The organism is Streptomyces diastaticus subsp. diastaticus, from assembly GCF_011170125.1.
Classification (GTDB): domain Bacteria; phylum Actinomycetota; class Actinomycetes; order Streptomycetales; family Streptomycetaceae; genus Streptomyces; species Streptomyces diastaticus.
This window is the reverse complement of sequence record NZ_BLLN01000003.1, coordinates 998,554-1,017,315: the sequence shown is the minus strand read 5'-3', so window position 1 is coordinate 1,017,315 and position 18,762 is coordinate 998,554. Positions and strand designations below refer to the sequence as shown.

Sequence of the window (18,762 nt, the reverse complement as noted above, 5' to 3'; positions counted from 1 at the left end):
CGGACGCCGTGGTCCGGGTGTGCGTCAGGGCTGGTGCCCCCGTCTCGGTTTCACCCTACTGCGGCGGGCGATCACGGTGCGCCCGTACCGCCCCCGACCGTGGCCCGGCCGGCCTCCTCGTCGCCGGCGGGGCGGGGTGCCAGGGAGTCCAGGTCCCCGGTGTCGCCGAGGCGCACGAGGAAGGGGCGCAGCCGGGTGAAGCGGATGGCGGTGACCGAGCAGGGCTGGACCGAGACGCGCTGGAAGAGGTCGAGGTGGAGGCCGAGCGCGTCGGCCACCAGGGACTTGATGATGTCGCCGTGGGTGCAGAGCAGGTAGGCGGCGTCCTCGCCGTGCTCGGCGGTGACGCGGGCGTTCCACTCCCGGACCGCCTCGGCGGCGCGGTGGTGCATGTGTCGCATCGACTCGCCGCCGGGGAAGGCGGCGGCCGAGGGGTGCTGCTGGACGACCTCCATCAGCGGCTCACCGCTCAGCTCGGAGAGCTTGCGGCCCGACCAGTCGCCGTAGTCGCACTCGTTGACCCGCTCCTCCAGGTGGACCGGCAGCCCGGGGCGGGCGGCCAGCAGCGGGGCGAGGGTCTCCCGGCAGCGCTCCAGCGGGCTGCTGACGGCGGCGGCCAGCGGGACGGCGGCCAGCCGGGCGGGCAGCGCCTCGGCCTGGGCACGGCCGTGGTCGTCGAGGCGGACACCCGGGGTGCGCCCGGCGAGGATTCCCGCGGTGTTGGCGGTGGAGCGTCCGTGCCGGACGAGGATCAGGGTGGGCATGCCTGCCAGGGTATGCGCTGCGTCCCCCTCCCCGGCGGTGGCGGGGAAATGGCAGGTGAGGACCGGCCGGGCCGGGGAAGACTGACCCGGTGATCGTGGACTGTGGCATCTACCGGGCCGGCCGCCGCACCGAGCGGGCCGGCGAGTTCACCGAGGCGCTGGCGAAGGCCCGGGCCTGGGACGACGCCTTCGTGTGGCTGAGCGTGCGGGACCCGAGCGAGGAGGAGTTCGGGCGGATCAGCGAGGAGTTCGGGCTGCACCCGCTGGCGGTGGAGGACGCCCTCAAGGCGCACCAGCGGCCGAAGCTGGAGGTGTACGACGACTCGCTGTTCATGGTGGTGAAGCCGGTGCGGTACGAGCCCGCGAGCGACCGGGTCTCCCTCGGCGAGGTGATGGTCTTCGTCGGCGACCACTTCGTGCTGACGGTGCGGCACGGGGAGGGGTCCGCGCCGGACCAGGTGCGGGCCCGCCTGGAGCGCGAGCCGGAGATGCTGGCGCACGGCCCCACCGCGGTGCTCCACGGCGTCGCCGACGCCGTGGTCGACCACTACCTGGAGGTGGCGGCCGAACTCCAGACGGACCTGGAGGAACTGGAGGCGGAGGTCTTCTCACCGGACTCCTCGGGCAGCCGCGACACCGCCGAACGGATCTACACCTTCAAGCGGCAGATCGTGGAGTTCCGCCGGGCGACGGGCCCGCTGACGGCGCCGTTGGGACGGCTGGCCGGAGCCGGCCCGTTCGGCCACGGGGTGCCGTTCGTGCACGACGCCTCCCAGCCCTTCTTCCGGGACGTGAGTGACCACCTGCTGCGGGTCAACGAGTCGGTGGAGAGCCTGGACCGGCTGGTCTCGGACATCCTCTCGGCGCACCTCGCCCAGATGGGGGTCCGGCAGAACGACGACATGCGGAAGATCTCCGCGTGGGCCGCGATGGCCGCGGTGCCCACGATGATCGCGGGGATCTACGGGATGAACTTCGAGGCCATGCCCGAACTGGACTGGCCGGGCAGCTACCCGGTGGTGATCCTGGTGATGGGGGGCGTCGTGGTCGCCCTGCACCGCCAGTTCAAGCGGCGTGGCTGGCTCTGAGGGGCCCGTTCAGGCGAACTCCGGCGCGGAGGCGGCGGGTCCGCCGAGCGGGTCGCGCCGCTCGGGCGGGGCGAGGGAGACCATCCGCCGCCAGCCGAGGGCCCGCTCGTACCGGTAGGCGGCGCGGATGCCCGTGGCGAGCAGCGCGTTCCGGGCCTTGGACCAGCCCAGCACCTCGCCCATCCGGGCCATCACGGCGAGGCTGACGTCGCGGTAGACGGCGAGTTCGGCGCGTACGCAGGTGTGCAGGGCGCGGTGGATGGCGCGGCCGTGTCCGGCGCGGGCCAGCCGCAGCAGTTCCTCGTGGCAGTAGGCGAGGTGGTTGTCCTCGTCGTCGGAGATCATCCGGACCGCGCGGCCGATCTCCGGGTGGTCGCCGAAGTGCCGCAGCAGCATCCGCATCTGTTCGGAGGCGCGCTGCTCGGTGACGCGGCTGTGCGCGAGGTAGGTGATGACGTCCTGCTCGCTGAGCGGGACGTCGGCCTTGAGGCGGGCGTGGGCGAGGCCGATGCCGTGGCGTTCCAGGAGCATCGTGTAGTCGGTGTCCTCGGGGACCTCGCAGGCTTCGAGGCCGCGCTTCCTCAGCAGAGCGTGGAAGATCCGGCCGTGCTTGTCCTCGTCGGCGCCGTGCCGGGCGATCTTCGGGGCCAGGGCCCGCTGCGACTCGGGGACGAGGGCGGCGATCCGGGCGTTCTCCCAGCCCCCCTGGGCCTCGCCGCTGGCGGCGACGGAGCAGAAGAGCCGGTACGCGTCGTCGTTGTCGAGGATCTCCTGGAAGAGACTCCGGGCCGAGAGCATCCGCAAACCTCCGTGCGTGGCGGGACAGTAGTCCGCAGAAGGCCAGTCAACGGTCGCCCCCGGGGGCCCGGCAACGCCACCGGCCGCGGGGCTCGGCCGAACGGGTGAGGGCGCGCGGGCGCGGTCGCGCGCCGGTGGGCGTAACCCGGGGGGCGGTCGGGCGTTGTCCTGGTGACGGCCGTGGCGGGGAGGACCCCCGAGCCCCCACCACGGCCGCAGACCTGGAAGGCCCCGCCGGCTGCGCGCCGGCGGGGCCTCGTCGCGGGGCGGGTCAGGTCAGGCGAGGCCCGCGCGCTCCAGCGCCTCGGTACCGGCGCGCAGCGCCGCGAGCCGCTCGTCGAGGGTGAAGCCGGCCGGGGAGAGCGTCAGGGTGGTGACGCCCGCGGCGGCGTAGGCCCGCATCCGGTCGGCGATCCGGTCGACGCTGCCGAGCAGGGTGGTGGAGTCGATGAGCTGGTGCGGGACGGCCGCGGCGGCCCCCTCCTTGTCGCCGGAGAGGTACTTGTCCTGGATCTCGGCGGCCTCCTTCTCGTACCCCATGCGCTGCGCGAGCTGGTTGTAGAAGTTCTGCTTGCGGCTGCCCATGCCGCCGACGTACAGCGCGGTGTAGGGGCGGAAGAAGTCGGCGAGTCCCCGCACGTCCTCGCCGACGGCGATCGGGACGGTGGGGACGACGTCGAAGCCCTCCATGGTCAGCCCGGCCTTCTCGCGGCCCGCGCGCAGGTGGCGGACGGCCGTCTCCTCCAGGTGCTCGGCGGCGGGGAAGATCAGCAGGGCGCCGTCGGCGATCTCGCCGGTCTGCTCGAGGTTCTTCGGGCCGATCGCGGCGATGTACAGCGGGATGCGCTCGCGCTCGGGGTGGACGGTGAGCTTCAGCGGCTTGCCGGGGCCGCCGGGCAGCGGCAGGGTCCAGTGGTCGCCCTCGTAGGAGACCCGCTCGCGGCTCATGGCCTGTCGCACGATGTCGACGTACTCGCGGGTGCGGGCCAGCGGCTTGTCGAACTTGACGCCGTACCAGCCCTCGGAGACCTGCGGGCCCGAGACGCCGAGCCCCAGACGGAAGCGGCCGCCGGAGAGCGAGTCGAGAGTGGCCGCGGTCATCGCGGTCATGGTGGGCTGACGCGCCGGGATCTGCATGATCGCGGAGCCGATGTCGATCCGCTCGGTCTGGGCGGCGACCCAGGCGAGCACGGTGGGGCCGTCCGAACCGTACGCCTCGGCGGCCCAGCAGACCGAGTAGCCCAGCCGGTCGGCCTCCTTGGCGACCGCCAGGTTGTCCGCGTCCATTCCGGCGCCCCAGTAGCCGAGGTTGATGCCGAGCTGCATGCGCAAATCCCCTTACCCATCGGTAACGTCCCGTTCCGGGGACTCTAGCGCTCCCACCCGTGCGGACGGTATGCCCGGGCGCGTCGCCCCCGTCACGTGGCGGGCCGTGTCCGCGCACCACCACGAACAGGGGTGCGCCCAGTACTCTCGGCGACCATGGAGCAGAGGCATCTGGGCCGCACCGGTCTGCGCGTGTCCCGCATCGGCCTGGGCACCCTGACCTGGGGCCGGGGCACCGACGAGCACGACGCCGCCGATCTGGTGAAGACCTTCTGGGAAGCCGGCGGCACCCTCGTCGACACCGCCGACGTGTACGCGGACGGCGAGGCGGAGTACCTCCTCGGCCGGATCGTCGACCGGCTGGTCCCCCGGGAGGACCTGGTCATCGCCACCAAGGCGGGCAGCGTCCCGGACCCGGAGCGGCGGTTCGACGGCTCCCGGGGCCATCTCCTGGGCGCGCTGGACGCCTCGCTGCACCGGCTGGGCACCGACCACGTCGACCTGTGGCAGGTGCACGCCTTCGATCCCCTGACCCCGCTGGAGGAGACCCTCCAGGCACTCGACATCGCCGTCACCACGGGCCGGGCACGGTACGCGGGGGTCTCCAACTTCTCCGGCTGGCAGCTGGCCAAGGCCGCCACCTGGCAACTGGCCCTGCCGGCCGGCCGCACCAGACTGGCGAGCACGCAGATGGAGTACTCGCTGCTCCAGCGCGGCGTGGAGCGCGAGGTGCTGCCCGCCGCCCTCGACCTGGGTGTCGGGCTGCTCCCCTCCTCACCGCTCGGCCGGGGTGTGCTCACCGGCAAGTACCGGCACGCCGCCTTCCCGGGCCCGCCGGGCTCGCGCGGCGCCAGTGAGCACCTGGCCGGGTTCGTCGCCCCCTACCTCGACGACGCGGGCGACCGCGTCGTCGACGCCCTCACCACCGCCGCCGACGGCCTCGCCACCACCCCGCTCCAGGTGGCGCTGGCCTGGGTCCGCGACCGGCCCGGCGTCTGCGCCCCCCTCGTCGGACCGCGCACCTCCGAGCAGCTCGCGGCGGCCCTGTCGGCGGAAGCCCTTACGCTTCCGGACGAGATCTGCCAGGCGCTCGACGACGTGTCGGCGCCCGTGCACCGCTATCCCGACCAGGACTGGAGCACGCTGTGAGTACGGACCCCGCCGCCGCGCCCGCCGACGAGGACGCGCCCGCCCCCCAGGCGGCGGCCGCCGAGGACGCCACGCCCCCGGAGCACGGCGCCGAGGAGGCACCGGGCGAGGGCGGGGCGACCGGCACCGAGGCCGACGCGGAAGCGTCCGCCGACGCCGCCGAGGGCGCCGGTGCCGCGCCCGCACCCTCCGGGGCGGAGGCCGAGCTGGCGGCCCAGCGAGAGCTGCGGCGGCGCATCGAGGAGCGGAAGGCCGGGCGCGAGGCGCCGGTGGAGGCGGGCGGCAAGCTCCAGGGGGTCGCCGCCGACCTGCTCGCCGCCGTCAAGGCGGTGGAGGGCGGCGCCGCGCCCACCGCGTTCGTCCCCGAGACCGCACCGGCCGCGCCGCGCAGGCCCGCTCCGGAACCGGCCCGCCCCGCGCCCGCCGCCCCGGCCGCCCCCACCGGGCCCTCCGACCGCGCCGTGGACGAGGTGGCGGCGGTGCTCGCCGACGGCGGCGCCCCGGCCTCGCTCGGCTCCGCCGTGGCCGAGGCCCTCGGGGACGGTGGAGCCGCGATGCTGCGCGAGGACCCGTGGCAGCTGCTGCGCGCCCGGGGCGTACGCCCGGAGCAGGCCGACGGGTTCGCCCGCGCCCTGCTCGGCGCGGAGGCGAGGCCGGACGACGCGCGACGCGGCCGGGCGGTCATCGGCTGGCTGCTCGAACAGGCCGCCCTCGCCGGGCACACCGCCCTGGAGGCCGACGCCCTGCGCGCGGCTCTGGGGCAGCGCGCCGTCCCGGACCCGGAGGGCACCCTGCGCGCGGCGGTCGCCGAAGGCGACGTCCTGGTCTTCCAGGACCCGCTGGAGACCGGCGCCCCCGCCGCCCAGGCTCCGGCGTCCGGGCCCGGCGGCCCGGACGAGGCGGAGGAACCGGCCGGCACCCCGGTGCGGGTCCTGATCGGCCTGGAGCGGTACGCCCTGGCCGAGGAGAGCCTCGCCGACGGCCTGGCCGGGCTGGTCAACACCCGGCCGGCGGCCGGACCCGGCCTCGACGAGTGGCAGAGCGCCGGCGGCGAGGGACGGGGGTCGGCGGCCGAGCTGGTCCGGGCCGCGGCCGGGCACGGGCTCGTCCTGCACTCGGGCGGCGAGGCGGCGCGCGCCGAACCGGCCGCGCTGCTCACCGCCGCCGCCTCCCTCGGCCTGCGGGCGTGGGGCGCGGTCCACGGCCCGGACAGCCGGGCGCGGCTCGCGGCGACGCTCTCCGGCGAGGTGCGGGCGGTCACCGTGGCCGGGCTGCTCTCCGGCGCCGAGGGGCCGGGGCGGGACGCCGACGGCTCGCTCGCGCTGGACCTGCTGGTGGTCCTCGACGCCCCCCAGCTGGACGTGGAGAGTGCCGCGATGCTGGTCGAGGCGCTGCCCGACGGGGCGCGGCTGGTGCTCAGCGGCGACCCGGGCGTCCTCGGGTCGGCCGGCCCCGGCCGGGTCTTCGGTGACCTGCTGGCCTCGCGGGCCTGCCCGGTCGTCGTCTCCCGGACCCCGGACCCGGGCCCGGTGGGCGAACTGGCCTCCGGCGTGGGTGCCGGTGAGCTGACGGCGGTGGACGCCCCCGGCCACGAGGTGGCGATCGTGCCGGTACGCGAGGCCGCCGAGGCGGTGCACCGCACGGTGCAGCTGGTCACGGAGTCCGTGCCGCGCGCCTTCCAGGTGCCCCCCGAGCAGACGCTGGTCGTGACGCCGGGCCACGGCGGAGCGGCGGGTACGCGGGTGCTCAACGCCGCCCTGAAGGAGAAGTGCAACCCCGGCCCCGGCAGGTTCGCCGGTTTCGACCCGGGCGACCGGGTGGCGTACAGCCCGGTGCCGGGCCGCACCGAGCTCGGCCGGGTGACCGGCGCCGAGCAGGAGGGCCTACGGCTGCGTTGCGCGGGTGGCGAGGTCCTGGTCGCCCGTGACCGGGTGGCGGGCACCCTGCGCCACGGCTGGGCCGTCACCGCCCACCAGGCGGTGGCCCTGCGCGCCCCGGCCGCCGTCGTGGTCGTCCCGGGCGACGCGGGAGCGGGCCTGACCCGCGACTGGGTCTACACGGCCTTCACCCGCGCCGGCCGCCATCTCTCGGTCGTCCAGGGGGTGGGTCCGGCGCTGGCCGCCGCGGTGGCCGAACGCCCCGCCAAGCCCCGCACCACCCGCCTTCCCCTCCTGCTCGCGCCGCAGCTCCCGGCGTCCGCCTGAGCGCCTGCGGGGCGCTTGTCCCGCCGGCGGACGCCCGCAGGCACCCAGGGCACCAGGCCGTGGCGGACGCGCGGGGGCCGGGACGACGCCGGGGGCCGGCTGGTGGCGTACCCGACGGCTCCCGCGGCGGCGTGGAGGGGCGCGGCGTTCGGTCGCAGCCGATGGGGAACCGGTCGGACCGGTTCGCGGGGCGCTCCGGCGCACGTGCTGCCAGAGGCGGCCTGCCGTGGCCTCGCCGGTCTCGGCGGCGTCCGCGGACCAGTCGTCGAGCGCGAGTTCGTCGCCCTTCCGGTATCTCCGTGGAGGCCAGGAGACCGCCTCGTCCGCCTCCAGGACCAGGACCGGGCGGCCCCGGGCGTGGGAGTCCGGGACCACCCGCACCTCCGCCGCACGGCCGAAGTGGCCGGGCGGGTGGTCCGTGTGGGCCGGGGGACCGTCGCTCGGGGAGCTCCGGTCCCCCGGCTTCCTCGGGTTCGGCTCGCGGATCCGCCGGGAACCGCCCGGTACCGCGCCCACGTACCGCCGTTCCCCGTCGCCGCCGCGGTCTCCGGTACGGCTGGGGCGCCGGGAGGGCCGGGTCCCGCGGGACCCGGCCCTCCCGGCGCCCGGACGGGTCAGACGCGGCCCCGGTGCTCCTGGTGGCCGCCCAGCCCCTCGGCGGCGTCCTCGTCGAGGTCCATGACGCCGTCGAGTTCCCGGTCGTCGTGGTCGTCCGGGTCCTCGTCGAAGACGGCACTCATGTCGAACCGGCAGACGACGAGGCCGGGATCGGCGTCCTCGAACGGCGCGTCGAGCCATTCCCCGGGCTCGGGCGGCTCCTCGGCCGCCACCACCCACAGGGTGGAGTCGCCCTCCTCCAGTCCGAACTCCATGTGCCGGGAGGCGACCTCGTCCGCCTCGTACTCGCCGAACAGGACGCCGAGGGCGGCGTGGACGCTGTCGCCGACCACGCCCTGGGCGCCCGCGCCGGAGCCGGGCGGTGCCGCCCCGCCCCGCTCGTGGTCGGCGATGCGCTGCGCCTGGGAGAGCAGCCGCCGCGGTTCGGCGACCGCGTAGTCGCGGCGGATCAGCACGCTCAGGGCGCTGGGCTCGTCGGGCCCGGTGTACGGCGGCAGGCCGTCGTCCGCGTCCGGGATGTCGAAGGGGGTGACCTCGTCGTAGCGCTCGTAGAGCAGTTCGTCGTACTCCTCGGCGGCGGCGGCCAGGTCGTTGAAGGCGGCGTGGACGGCAGGGTCGTCCTCACCGGTCCTGCGCTCCACCGCGGCCAGGTGGCGGTCGAGCGCGGTCTTGACCGCCTCGGCGGCGGCCCGTACCTCGGCAGCCGTGGGCTGCTCAGCATCAGACATGGTGCTGACGCTATCCGTACCGGGGCCGCTCCCGCACAATAGATGCGATGCCGGAATACGAATTCACTGACGTGTATGTCCCCAGAGGGATCACTCGCACCGATACGACCCGCCTGCTCACCGACCACGCCGAGTACGGCCACTGGGAGCTGGACCGGCTGGTGCTGCTCCCGGACGGCAGCCGGCGGGTGCGGCTGCGGCGGCGGATCATCCGCCAGCTACGGGCCACCTGGTGAGTACCGGATGAGGCCGGGTACGCCGAAGGGCGGCGACACGCGGTCGCCGCCCTCCGTCGTGTGCCGGACGGTCCTGGCACCGGCCGGGCGGGTGCCCGGGCCGGGTCAGGCCGCCTGGCGGGCCTTGCGGTAGAGGATCGCCCCGCCGAGCAGCAGCCCGGCGGCAGCGGCTCCGCCGAGCCCGACCGGCACGGAGTTGCCGGTCTCGGCCAGCTCCTCCGGCGCCTCAGGGGTGACCGGCGGCTTGTGGGGCTTCTCCGGCGTGGCCGGCGGCTCCTCGGGCTTCTCGGGGGTGACCGGCGGCTTCTCGGGCTCCCCGGGCTCCTCCGGGTTCTCGGGGGTGACCGGGGGCTTCTGGGGCTCCGGCGCCGCGTTGGCGCAGTTGTTGCCGAAGGCGGGGTTCAGCAGCCCGACCACGGAGACGGAGTTGCCGCAGACGTTGACCGGCACGTCGACCGGCGCCTGGACCACGTTGCCGGAGAGGATGCCCGGCGAGCCGGCGGCGACGGCCTCGGCGGTCGCGCCCGAGGGCGCGTCCCCGGCACCGCCGGACCGGGTCGAGCTCTCCTCGGCCGGCTGGACGGCGCGCTGCTCGGCGCCGGTCGTGTGCTGCTCCCCGCCGACGTTGGCGCAGCCGTTGCCGAAGGCGGGGTTGAGGACACCCACCACGTCCACGCTGTTGCCGCAGACGTTGACCGGCACGTGGACCGGGACGGAGACGGAGTTGCCCGAGAGCACGCCCGGCGAGTTGGTGGCGGCGCTGCCCGCGCCCGCGTCGGCTTGTGCGTAACCGCCGGTGACGGCGATGACGCCGGTGGCCGCGGCCACCGTGATCAGGCCCTTGCGCATGACCTGTCGCATAGGTTGTTCCCTGCCTTTGACCTTCCGGAGTGTGCGCCACCCGAGCGGGTGGCGCCCGTAGATGCCGACGGCCCCGGAGCGCATGGCGCGCGCTCCGAGGCCGGCGGACTTCAGCCCCACGTGAGGCGGGGCGAGGCGCAACGTCAGGCGTTGACGCAGGTGTTGCCGAAGGCGGGGTTCAGCAGCCCGATCACGGAGACGGTGTTGCCGCAGACGTTGACCGGCACGTGGACCGGAACCTGGACCACGTTGCCGGACAGGACGCCGGGGGAACCGACAGCGGCGCCCTGGGCACCGGCGTCGGCGACGGCCATGCCCGCGCCGGCGAGAACGAGGCCACCCGTGGCTGCCGCAGCGGCGACGACCTTCTTGATCATGATTCCTCCTTGTTGGCAATGCGATCCCAGCCGCGGACCGCACCACGTGTAACGAAGGATCCAAGGAGGGGGTACGCGCGGCATCCGACGTTCACTCTTCCCAGTCGCATACGTACGTCCGGCCGATTACGGCAAGACGCCCGTCGGCGGGGGTGCGGCGCCGGTGAGACTGCCCGCGCCCCCGCTGCGGCAACCGGGCCAACGCCCAGGTGCTGCCGGGCTCACCCGATAGGGGTGTCAGGAGGCGTCGAGGAACCGGTCGAGCACCCGGACCCCGAACTTCAGTCCGTCGACCGGGACCCGCTCGTCCACGCCGTGGAACATCCCGGCGAAGTCGAGCTCCGGTGGGAGCTGGAGCGGGGAGAAGCCGAAGCAGCGGATGCCGAGGTCGTCGAAGGACTTGGCGTCGGTACCGGCGGAGAGCATGTAGGGCACGGCGCGGGCGATGGGGTCCTCGGCGGAGAGCGCGGTCTGCATGGCGTCGACCAGGGCGCCGTCGAAGGTGGTCTCCAGCGCCTTGTCGGCGTGCACGTCCTCGCGACGCACCCGCGGGCCGAGGATGCGGTCGAGGTCGGCGAGGAACTCCTCCTCGTACCCGGGCAGGAAGCGGCCGTCGACGTGGGCGGTGGCCTGGCCGGGGATGACGTTGACCTTGTAACCGGCGCCGAGCTGGGTGGGGTTGGCGGTGTTCTTCAACGAGGCGCCGATGAGCTTGGCGATGCCGCCCAGCTTGGCGAGCGTCTCGTCCATGTTCTCCGGGTCCAGCTCGGTGCCGAGCGCGTCGGAGAGTTCGTCCAGGAAGTGCCGCAGCGTCTTGGTGACGCGGATGGGGAACTCGTGGCGGCCCAGGCGGCCGACGGCCTCGGAGAGTTCGGTGATGGCGTTGTCGCGGTGGATCATCGAGCCGTGTCCGGCGGTGCCGTCCACGGTCAGCTTCATCCAGTGCATGCCCTTCTGGGCGGTCTCCACCAGGTAGAGGCGGAGCTTCTCGTTGACGGTGAAGGAGAAGCCCCCGACCTCGCCGATCGCCTCGGTGACGCCTTCGAAGAGGCCGGGGTGGTTGTCGACGAGGTGCCGGGCGCCCCAGGTGCCGCCGGCCTCCTCGTCGGCGAGGAAGGCGAGGACGAGGTCGCGCGGCGGCTTGCGCCCGGAGCGCATCCGGTCGCGGACGACCGCGAGGGTCATCGCGTCCATGTCCTTCATGTCGACGGCCCCCCGGCCCCAGACGCAGCCGTCGGCGATCTCGCCGGAGAACGGGTCGTGCGTCCAGTCCGCGGCGTTGGCGGGTACCACGTCGGTGTGGCCGTGGATGAGCAGACCCGGGCGGGAGCGGTCCTCGCCCTCGATCCGGACCACGGTGGAGGCGCGGCCCGGGTGGGACTCGAAGATCTCCGGCTCCAGCCCGACCTCGGCGAGCTTCTCCGCCACGTACTCGGCGGCCCGCCGCTCGCCGGGGCCGGAGTGGTCGCCGTAGTTGCTGGTGTCGATCCGGATGAGGTCGCGGCAGAGGTCGACCACCTCGTCCTCGCCGCGCAGGCTCCCCATCCCGTGGTCCGTCTTCGGCTCGCTCACGCTGCTCCTTGGCTCGTCGCCGTCTTGGTTCCCCTCATCCTCGCCCCGGGCGGGCCCCGCGCCCAAGACCGGGTCCCGGCCGGCACACGCCCGTCACACACGGAGCGCTCCCCCGGGTGCCGCCCTTCCCGGGGGCGGACGGCCCCCGGGGGTGATCGGGGACCCCCAGATGTTTGCTATGGTTTTCCACGTCGCCGCAGGGAAGCCCCGGCGGACGACAGACACCTTGTCCGGGTGGCGGAATGGCAGACGCGCTAGCTTGAGGTGCTAGTGCCCTTTATCGGGCGTGGGGGTTCAAGTCCCCCCTCGGACACCAGGGAGAACCCCAGCTCCGGCTGGGGTTCTCGCGTTTCCGGGGCAGGGGGCGAGGAGTTCGCCGGCCGGGGGCCGGGGTGGAGAATGGGGCCCATGTCTCGTCGCGCCGCCCGCCCCCGCCCCACCGCTTTCCGCCGCACCACCGCTCAGGGCCCGCGGTCCGCCGACGCCTGCCCCTGCGGCACCGGGCAGGCGTACGGCGCGTGCTGCGGGCGGTTCCATTCGGGGGCGGCCGAGGCGGCGACGGCGGAGCAGTTGATGCGCTCGCGGTACACGGCGTTCGCGGTCGGTGACGCCGCCTACCTGCTGCGCACCTGGCACCCCCGGACCCGCCCCGCCGTGCTGCACCTCGACCAGGGGATGCGCTGGATCGGGCTGGAGATCACCGGGACGTCCGAGGGGAGCGCGTTCCACGCGACGGGAACGGTGACCTTCCGCGCCCACTGGACGGCCGGGGGCGAGAGCGGGGTGCTGGCGGAGCACAGCCGTTTCACCCGCGGCGAGGACGGCGGGGCGTGGCGGTACGTGGACGGGGACGTACGCGACTGAGCGGTCCGCCGGCGCGGGGCGGGTCCGCCGGCCGGACCGCTCTCAGCGTTCGGCCGGTGCCGGAGGCGGGTCCAGGATGTCGAGCTCCTGGAGGGCGCCGACGGTGATCTCCCGGGTGAGGGCCTCCGCGCGCTCGGCGTCACGTTCGCGGACGGCCTCGGCGAGGCGGACGTGCAGGGTGACGGCGGCCGGGTCGGGGTCGTGGAACATCACCTGGTGGTGGGTGCGGCCCGAGAGGACCTCGGCGACCACGTCGCCGAGGCGGGCGAACATCTCGTTGCCCGAGGCGCGCAGCACGACGCGGTGGAAGGCGATGTCGTGGCGCAGGTAGCCCTCCAGCTGGTGGCCCCGGGAGTGGGCGACCATGCCGAGGGCGTTCTCGGTCAGCTCGGCGCACTGGGCGGAGCTGGCGTGGCGGGCCGCGAGTCCGGCGGCGACCGGCTCGACGGCGGAGCGGAGCACGGTCAGTGAACGGAGCTGGCGGGGGCGGTCGGCTCCGGCCAGCCGCCAGCGGATGACCTGCGGATCGTAGACGTTCCACTCCTCGGCCGGGAGCACGGTGACGCCGACCCGGCGCCGGGAGGCGACGAGGTGCATCGACTCCAGGACGCGGACCGCCTCGCGCATGACCGACCGGGAGACCTCGTACCGCTGGGCCAGTTCGTCGGTGCGCAGCACGCTGCCCGCCGGGTACTGGCCCTCGGTGATCGCGGGGCCGAGCCGGTCGAGCACCCGCGCGTGGAGTCCCCCGCCCTGTGTGGTCATGGCGATCACCCTACGAGGCTGCCAGCGGGAACAAAAAGTCAGACTTTTACGTCACAGGCTCTTGAATTAGTCGTACCTAATGGGTTTCAGTGTCGTGACCCTCCGGGGCCCGACAGGCGAACGATGTCGAAGAGGACAGCGAGCGAGGCAGCAATGAACACCCCCCACGTCGTCGTGGTCATGGGCGTCGCAGGAACCGGCAAGACCACGATCGGCCCCCTGCTCGCCGAACGGCTCGGCGTCCCGTACGCCGAGGGCGACGACTTCCACCCGCCGGCCAACATCGCCAAGATGTCGGCCGGCACGCCGCTGGACGACGGCGACCGCTGGCCGTGGCTGGACGCCATCGGCGCCTGGGCCCACAGCCGGGCCGGGCTCGGAGGCGTCGTCAGCAGCTCCGCCCTCAAGCGCTCCTACCGGGACCGGCTGCGCGCCTCCGGGCCGGGCGTGATCTTCGTCCACCTCACCGGGGACCGGTCGCTGATCGAGGAACGGATGGCCGAGCGCAAGGGGCACTTCATGCCGACGGCCCTGCTCGACTCCCAGTTCGCGACGCTCCAGCCGCTCCAGGCCGACGAGGCCGGGATCGCCGTCGACGTCGCCGGCACGCCCGAGGAGATCGCCGACCGTGCCTGCGAGGCGCTGGCCGCCTACGACCGGGGCCGCGCCGAAGCCTCCTGACCCCGGCCGGTCCTGGCCCGGAACCCGGGGGGCCGCGCGGGTGGACACCCCGTACGGCCCCCTTCGCCCCACCCGCTCCACCCCCTCCCCCACCCACTCTTCACACGAGGGAAGAATCCCGTGACCCGTCTCAGCGTCGAGATGCTGGCAGCGGACGCGGCGGAACCGATCACCTCCGCGGGCAACGCCCAGTTGGGGATCGCCGTTCTCGCCGGTATCGCCGTCATCGTTCTGCTCATCACGAAGTTCAAGGTCCACGCCTTCCTGGCGCTGACCATCGGTTCGCTGGCCCTCGGCGCCTTCGCCGGTGCGCCGCTGGACAAGGCCATCACCAGCTTCACCGCCGGACTCGGGTCGACCGTGGCGGGCGTGGGTGTACTGATCGCGCTCGGCGCGATCCTCGGCAAACTCCTCGCCGACTCGGGCGGCGCCGACCAGATCGTCGACACGATCCTCGCCAGGGCCGGCGGCCGGGCGATGCCGTGGGCCATGGTCCTCATCGCCTCCGTCATCGGTCTGCCGCTCTTCTTCGAGGTCGGCATCGTGCTGCTGATCCCGGTCGTCCTGATGGTGGCCAAGCGCGGCAACTACTCGCTGATGAAGATCGGCGTCCCCGCGCTGGCGGGGCTGTCGGTCATGCACGGCCTGATCCCGCCGCACCCCGGCCCGCTCGTCGCCATCGACGCGATCGGCGCCAACCTCGGCATCACCCTGGCGCTCGGCGTCCTCGTCGCGATACCCACCGTGATCATCGCCGGTCCCGTCTTCGGCAAGTACGCCGCGCGCTGGGTGGACGTGCCCGCCCCCGAGAAGATGATCCCGCAGCGCGCCACCGAGGAGGCCGACCGCCGGCCGAGCTTCGGCGCGACGCTGGCCACCGTGCTGCTGCCGGTGGTGCTGATGCTCGCCAAGGCCCTCGTCGACATCGTGGTGGACGACCCCGAGGCGGGCGTCCAGCGGGTCTTCGACGTCATCGGCTCGCCGATGATCGCGCTGCTCGCCGCGGTGATCGTGGGCATGTTCACCCTCGGCCGCGCCGCCGGGTTCACCAAGGGCCGCCTCTCCGCCACGGTGGAGAAGTCGCTCGCCCCGATCGCGGGCGTGCTGCTCATCGTCGGCGCCGGCGGTGGCTTCAAGCAGACCCTGATCGACGTCGGCATCGGCCAGATGATCCTGGACCTCTCCGAGAGCTGGGCCATCCCGACCCTGCTGCTCGCCTGGCTGATCGCGGTGGCGATCCGGCTGGCGACCGGTTCGGCGACGGTGGCGACCATCTCGGCGGCCGGTCTGGTGGCCCCGCTGGCGGCCGACATGTCGGCCTCGCACCTGGCGCTGCTGGTGCTGGCGATCGGCGCGGGTTCGCTCTTCTTCAGCCACGTCAACGACGCCGGCTTCTGGCTGGTCAAGGAGTACTTCGGGCTGAACGTCGGCCAGACGGTCAAGACCTGGTCGGTGATGGAGACGATCATCTCCGTCGTCTCGCTCGTCTTCGTCCTGCTGCTCTCGCTGGTGTTGTAGCACCGGGGCGGCGCCGCGCCGGAGTACGCGCTCCGGCGCGGCGCGCGGGAAGGGGCGGGGCCCGCGGTACGGACCGCGGGCCCCGCCCCTTCGGCGTTCCGTGCGGCCGTGGTCAGCCGGTGGGGGTGCGGTCGGCTGCGGGCCGGTCGCCCGCGCCCGCCGCCTTCTCCAGCCGGAAGGCCTCGTTGCCCTGGCCGATGCGGGCGTGCACCTCGGGGCGGGTCCGCTTGAGGATCAGGCCGTAGGCGACCCCGGCGACGGCGGCGAGGCCGATCACGCCGGGCAGCACCCAGCTCAGCGCGGAGCCGGACTCGGCGCCGACCAGCACGGAGAAGTCCTTGACGGTGTATCCGGCGATGGTCAGCAGGGCGAGCCCGGCGACGCCGGAGGCGGCCAGCCGCCAGAGCTGGGCGCGGACGGCGCCGCGGCGGGCGAAGAAGACGATGACGGCGAGGGAGGCGGCCGCCATCAGCAGGATGATGCCGAGCGCGCCGACGTTGCCCATCCAGGTGAACATCCTGAGGACGGGCGCGGTCGGGTCCCCGGCGGGCTCGCCGTCGGTGAGGGCGAAGGCGGCGACCAGCAGCACCGAGATCCCGGTCTGGAGCAGCGAGCCCGTGCCGGGGGCACCGCTGCCGGGGTTGGTGCGGCCGAAGGCGGAGGGCAGCAGGCCCTCGCGGCCCATCGCGAAGGCGTAGCGGGCGACGACGTTGTGGAAGCTGAGCATCGCCGCGAACATCCCGGTGACGAAGAGGATGTGCAGCACGTCGGTGAAGGTGCCGCCGAGCCGCGACTCGGTGAGGTGGAAGAGGAGTCCGGCGCTCTGCTCGCGGGCGTCGCCGACGATGCCGGAGGGGCCGGAGGCCACGGTGAGCGCCCAGGAACTGATCATGAAGAAGAGGGCGGCGAAGCCGATGGCGAGGAACATCACCCGGGCGACGACGATGTGCGGACGCCGGGTCTCCTCGGCGTAGACCGGGGCCTGTTCGAAGCCGACGAAGGCGGCGATGCAGAAGCAGAGCGCGGTGCCGAGCCCGGCGCCGGTCAGGGTCTCCGGGTTGAAGGCGTGCAGCGACAGGCCCTCGGGGCCGGGCTCGGCGATGGCGGCGACGTCGAAGATGACGACGAGGACGCACTCGATCAGCAGCAGCACGCCGAGGACCCGGGCGTTGAGGTCGATCTTCAGCCAGGCGAGGACGGCGACGGCGGCCACCGAGGCGAGGGCGAAGACCCACCAGGCGATGTCCAGCCCGAGGTAGGTCGAGCAGATCACGGAGACCTCGAAGCCGAAGATCCCGTAGATGCCGACCTGCATCGCGCTGTACGCCACGAGCGCGACCAGCGAGGCCCCGGCGCCCACGGTCCCGCCGAGTCCGCGCGAGATGTACGCGTAGAAGGCGCCCGCGTTGTGGACATGGCGGCTCATCTCGGCGTAGCCGAGGGAGAAGAGGGCGAGGACGACTCCGAGGATCACGAAGAGCAGAGGCTGCCCGGTGATCCCCATCACCCCGAATGTCGTAGGCATGACACCCGCGACCACCATGAGCGGGGCGCTGGCGGCGAGGACGGACAGCAGCAGCCCGGTGGTGCCCAGGCGGTCGGCCCGCAGGGCGCGCTCCTCGCCCTTGTAGGTGCGGATTCCCTCGGGCGAGGGGGACTCGGCGGTCATCGGTTCGGGTCCTCTCGGGGTGGACGGTACGGCGGCGCGGCCGGGCCCGCCGACGGCTCAGGCGGTGCCCAGGGCCGCGCTGCGGGCGGCGTGGAAGGCGTCGTACGGGTCGCGGTCGGGGTAGGCCCACGGGGCGCGGGTGGCGTGCGGGCCGATGCGGTGGAAGAGGGCGGCGGCCTCGGCGGGGCGGCCCTCGCAGAACTTGGCGTGGGCCAGGTAGTTGAGATCGGTGCGGATCCGGCTCCGGTCCAGGCGCTGCTCCCACTCCAGCCACCAGTCGAAGGCGGTGCGCAGCACCTGCCGGGCACGGCGCGAGCGCCAGTGGCCCGAAGCGGCGGGGTCCGGGGGTTCGCTCCCGGCGGCGGCCAGCACCCGGTAGCGCTCGGCGTGGGCGACCACCGGCAGGACGGCGAGCGGGGAGTCCGGGGAGGCGTGTTCGGCGGACCAGGCGGCGAAGTCGTAGACCTCGTGGAGCGGGTCACGGCCGTCCTCGGGATGCCGCTCGGCCAGCCGGGCGACCATCAGGTGGTGTGCCATGTGGTGGTCCTGGTGGCGTACGCGCACCGCGTCGAAGAGGCGCACCACCTCGTCCTCGGTGCCCCGTCTGCGGGCGAGCAGCAGCAGGGCCAGCCAGGGGGTGGGGTCCTCGGGGGCGAGGACGGCGGCGTGATGGCAGGCGGCGGTGGCCTCGGGGTAGTACCGGCGGTCTCCGAGGGCGCGGACGACGGTCGCGGAGGCGATGAGGGCGGCGGCGTCGACGCTGTCGGGCTCGGCGATCCGCCACTCCTCACCCCAGGCGGCGGCGCCCGGTGTGCCGGCGAGCACGGTGAGGCGGTGGCCGCGCAGATCCCAGTCGGCGCCGGTGGTGGCGAGGAGTTCGCGGACGGCTGTCCAGCGGCCCTGGGTGAGGGCTGCGCGGGCGGCGATCAGCTCGGCGTCGCCGAGTGCGGGGTCGAGGTGGTTGCCGGCCCGTTTGCGGGCACGGCCGAACGGGGGCGGGGGTGGGGGCACCGCGAGGGTCCTTCACGACACGACGTGCGAGCGACTGATCACGCGCAGTCAAGCCTGCGGGGCCCGCCGCGTCAAGGCCCACCCGGGCCCAGAGCGGGGCAACGCCTGTGCCTCGCGGGCCAGTTGCCCCTTCTCGTGGCAGGGACCGCGGCCGCGCGGCGAGGTTCGCCGGGGCGCGGCCGGCCGCTCCGCCGCCCGGCCGTCCCCAAGCGCCGGACGGGCTGGGGGGCCGCCTCGGCGCCGCCGATGCCCGCCCCCCAGCCCCGGGGCCGGGCCACTGTCCCCCTCGGGCACCGGGCCGGCGGGGCGGCAACGCACGTCACCGAGTCCTTCGAGCGACGGCCGGACCGAGGGGGGCGAGCGTCGCCCCTCAACACCGGACGGGCCGGGGTTCGCCGACGCGCGGGCCCGTCCGCCCGTACAGCCGTCCCGGCCGGTGCGCCGCGCCCGGCCGGCGCTCGATGGCCCCGCCCCGCGGGAGCGGGCCCGCGACGCGCGGACCCCGTCCCCGCGCACCGGCCCGGCCGGGCGGG

General features: G+C 74.4%; 17 protein-coding genes and 1 tRNA gene. 8 read left to right on the top strand and 10 right to left on the bottom strand.

The genetic code is table 11. The features are described from left to right. Positions 1–71: 71 nt before the first annotated feature. A complete protein-coding gene (locus Sdia_RS12965) occupies positions 72–764 on the bottom strand; it encodes an MSMEG_4193 family putative phosphomutase (RefSeq protein WP_115068498.1) in 693 nt (230 codons plus the stop codon). An 89-nt stretch (positions 765–853) separates the two neighbouring features. Between Sdia_RS12965 and Sdia_RS12960 the strand changes: the two genes are divergently transcribed. Then, entirely contained in the window at positions 854–1,852 is a 999-nt protein-coding gene (locus Sdia_RS12960; RefSeq protein WP_100456048.1) for a magnesium and cobalt transport protein CorA, read from the top strand. 9 nt (positions 1,853–1,861) lie between these two features. On the opposite strand, the gene Sdia_RS12955 is transcribed toward Sdia_RS12960, so the two are convergent. Together Sdia_RS12955 and Sdia_RS12950 are read right to left on the bottom strand one after the other, a co-directional pair. Then, complete coding sequence (locus Sdia_RS12955; protein ID WP_100456049.1) at positions 1,862–2,650, bottom strand: hypothetical protein; 789 nt, start codon at positions 2,648–2,650, stop codon at positions 1,862–1,864. Positions 2,651–2,926: 276 nt separating this feature from the next. After that, a complete protein-coding gene (locus Sdia_RS12950) occupies positions 2,927–3,976 on the bottom strand; it encodes an LLM class F420-dependent oxidoreductase (RefSeq protein ID WP_115068499.1) in 1,050 nt (349 codons plus the stop codon). 156 nt (positions 3,977–4,132) lie between these two features. Between Sdia_RS12950 and Sdia_RS12945 the strand changes: the two genes are divergently transcribed. Continuing rightward, the gene (locus Sdia_RS12945) at positions 4,133–5,125 is read left to right on the top strand and encodes an aldo/keto reductase (protein WP_115068500.1); all 993 of its coding nucleotides are present in this window, start codon (positions 4,133–4,135) and stop codon (positions 5,123–5,125) included. Then, positions 5,122–7,329 (top strand): helix-hairpin-helix domain-containing protein, encoded by a 2,208-nt coding sequence (locus Sdia_RS12940; protein ID WP_189400921.1) that lies wholly within the window; start codon positions 5,122–5,124, stop codon positions 7,327–7,329. Before Sdia_RS12945 ends, Sdia_RS12940 begins: the two co-directional genes overlap by 4 nt. Before the next feature lie 614 nt (positions 7,330–7,943). Here the strand turns inward: Sdia_RS12940 and Sdia_RS12935 are convergent. Continuing rightward, a complete protein-coding gene (locus Sdia_RS12935; protein ID WP_100456053.1) occupies positions 7,944–8,675 on the bottom strand; it encodes a hypothetical protein in 732 nt (243 codons plus the stop codon). Positions 8,676–8,722: 47 nt separating this feature from the next. On the opposite strand from Sdia_RS12935, the gene Sdia_RS12930 reads away from it, so the two are divergent. After that, positions 8,723–8,911 carry a DUF5703 family protein gene (locus Sdia_RS12930; RefSeq protein ID WP_003947232.1) on the top strand — a complete coding sequence of 63 codons (189 nt, stop codon included), beginning with the start codon at positions 8,723–8,725 and terminating at the stop codon, positions 8,909–8,911. 105 nt (positions 8,912–9,016) lie between these two features. Here Sdia_RS12930 and Sdia_RS30545 read toward each other — a convergent pair whose 3' ends face one another. The 3 genes from Sdia_RS30545 to Sdia_RS12915 all read right to left on the bottom strand — a co-directional run bounded on the left by Sdia_RS30545 (position 9,017) and on the right by Sdia_RS12915 (position 11,694). After that, entirely contained in the window at positions 9,017–9,772 is a 756-nt protein-coding gene (locus Sdia_RS30545) for a chaplin (protein WP_100456054.1), read from the bottom strand. Between the two features lie 143 nt (positions 9,773–9,915). Continuing rightward, on the bottom strand, positions 9,916–10,149 hold the full coding sequence (gene chpH, locus Sdia_RS12920; protein ID WP_030696532.1) for a chaplin ChpH: 234 nt from the start codon (positions 10,147–10,149) through the stop codon (positions 9,916–9,918). Between the two features lie 237 nt (positions 10,150–10,386). Beyond that, positions 10,387–11,694, bottom strand: coding sequence for a M20/M25/M40 family metallo-hydrolase (locus Sdia_RS12915; RefSeq protein WP_100456120.1), 1,308 nt, complete (start codon positions 11,692–11,694; stop codon positions 10,387–10,389). A 255-nt stretch (positions 11,695–11,949) separates the two neighbouring features. On the opposite strand from Sdia_RS12915, the gene Sdia_RS12910 reads away from it, so the two are divergent. Together Sdia_RS12910 and Sdia_RS12905 are read left to right on the top strand one after the other, a co-directional pair. Next, positions 11,950–12,037: transfer RNA gene (locus tag Sdia_RS12910), tRNA-Leu, on the top strand. Positions 12,038–12,129: 92 nt separating this feature from the next. Then, positions 12,130–12,585: a YchJ family protein gene (locus tag Sdia_RS12905; RefSeq protein ID WP_189500556.1), complete on the top strand. Its 456-nt coding sequence runs from the start codon at positions 12,130–12,132 to the stop codon at positions 12,583–12,585. A gap of 42 nt (positions 12,586–12,627) precedes the next feature. Here the strand turns inward: Sdia_RS12905 and Sdia_RS12900 are convergent, their stop codons facing one another. Further along, on the bottom strand, positions 12,628–13,350 hold the full coding sequence (locus tag Sdia_RS12900) for a FadR/GntR family transcriptional regulator (RefSeq protein WP_115068503.1): 723 nt from the start codon (positions 13,348–13,350) through the stop codon (positions 12,628–12,630). 153 nt (positions 13,351–13,503) lie between these two features. Here Sdia_RS12900 and Sdia_RS12895 point away from each other — a divergent pair, with 153 nt between their 5' ends. Then, positions 13,504–14,031 (top strand): gluconokinase, encoded by a 528-nt coding sequence (locus Sdia_RS12895; protein ID WP_115068504.1) that lies wholly within the window; start codon positions 13,504–13,506, stop codon positions 14,029–14,031. Between the two features lie 120 nt (positions 14,032–14,151). Next, complete coding sequence (locus Sdia_RS12890) at positions 14,152–15,549, top strand: GntT/GntP/DsdX family permease (RefSeq protein ID WP_100456057.1); 1,398 nt, start codon at positions 14,152–14,154, stop codon at positions 15,547–15,549. A gap of 112 nt (positions 15,550–15,661) precedes the next feature. On the opposite strand, the gene Sdia_RS12885 is transcribed toward Sdia_RS12890, so the two are convergent. After that, positions 15,662–17,218, bottom strand: a complete 1,557-nt coding sequence (locus tag Sdia_RS12885; RefSeq protein ID WP_191835344.1) for an APC family permease — start codon at positions 17,216–17,218, stop codon at positions 15,662–15,664. A 57-nt stretch (positions 17,219–17,275) separates the two neighbouring features. Then, positions 17,276–18,229 carry a hypothetical protein gene (locus Sdia_RS12880; RefSeq protein ID WP_100456059.1) on the bottom strand — a complete coding sequence of 318 codons (954 nt, stop codon included), beginning with the start codon at positions 18,227–18,229 and terminating at the stop codon, positions 17,276–17,278. Between the last annotated feature and the right edge of the window lie 533 nt (positions 18,230–18,762).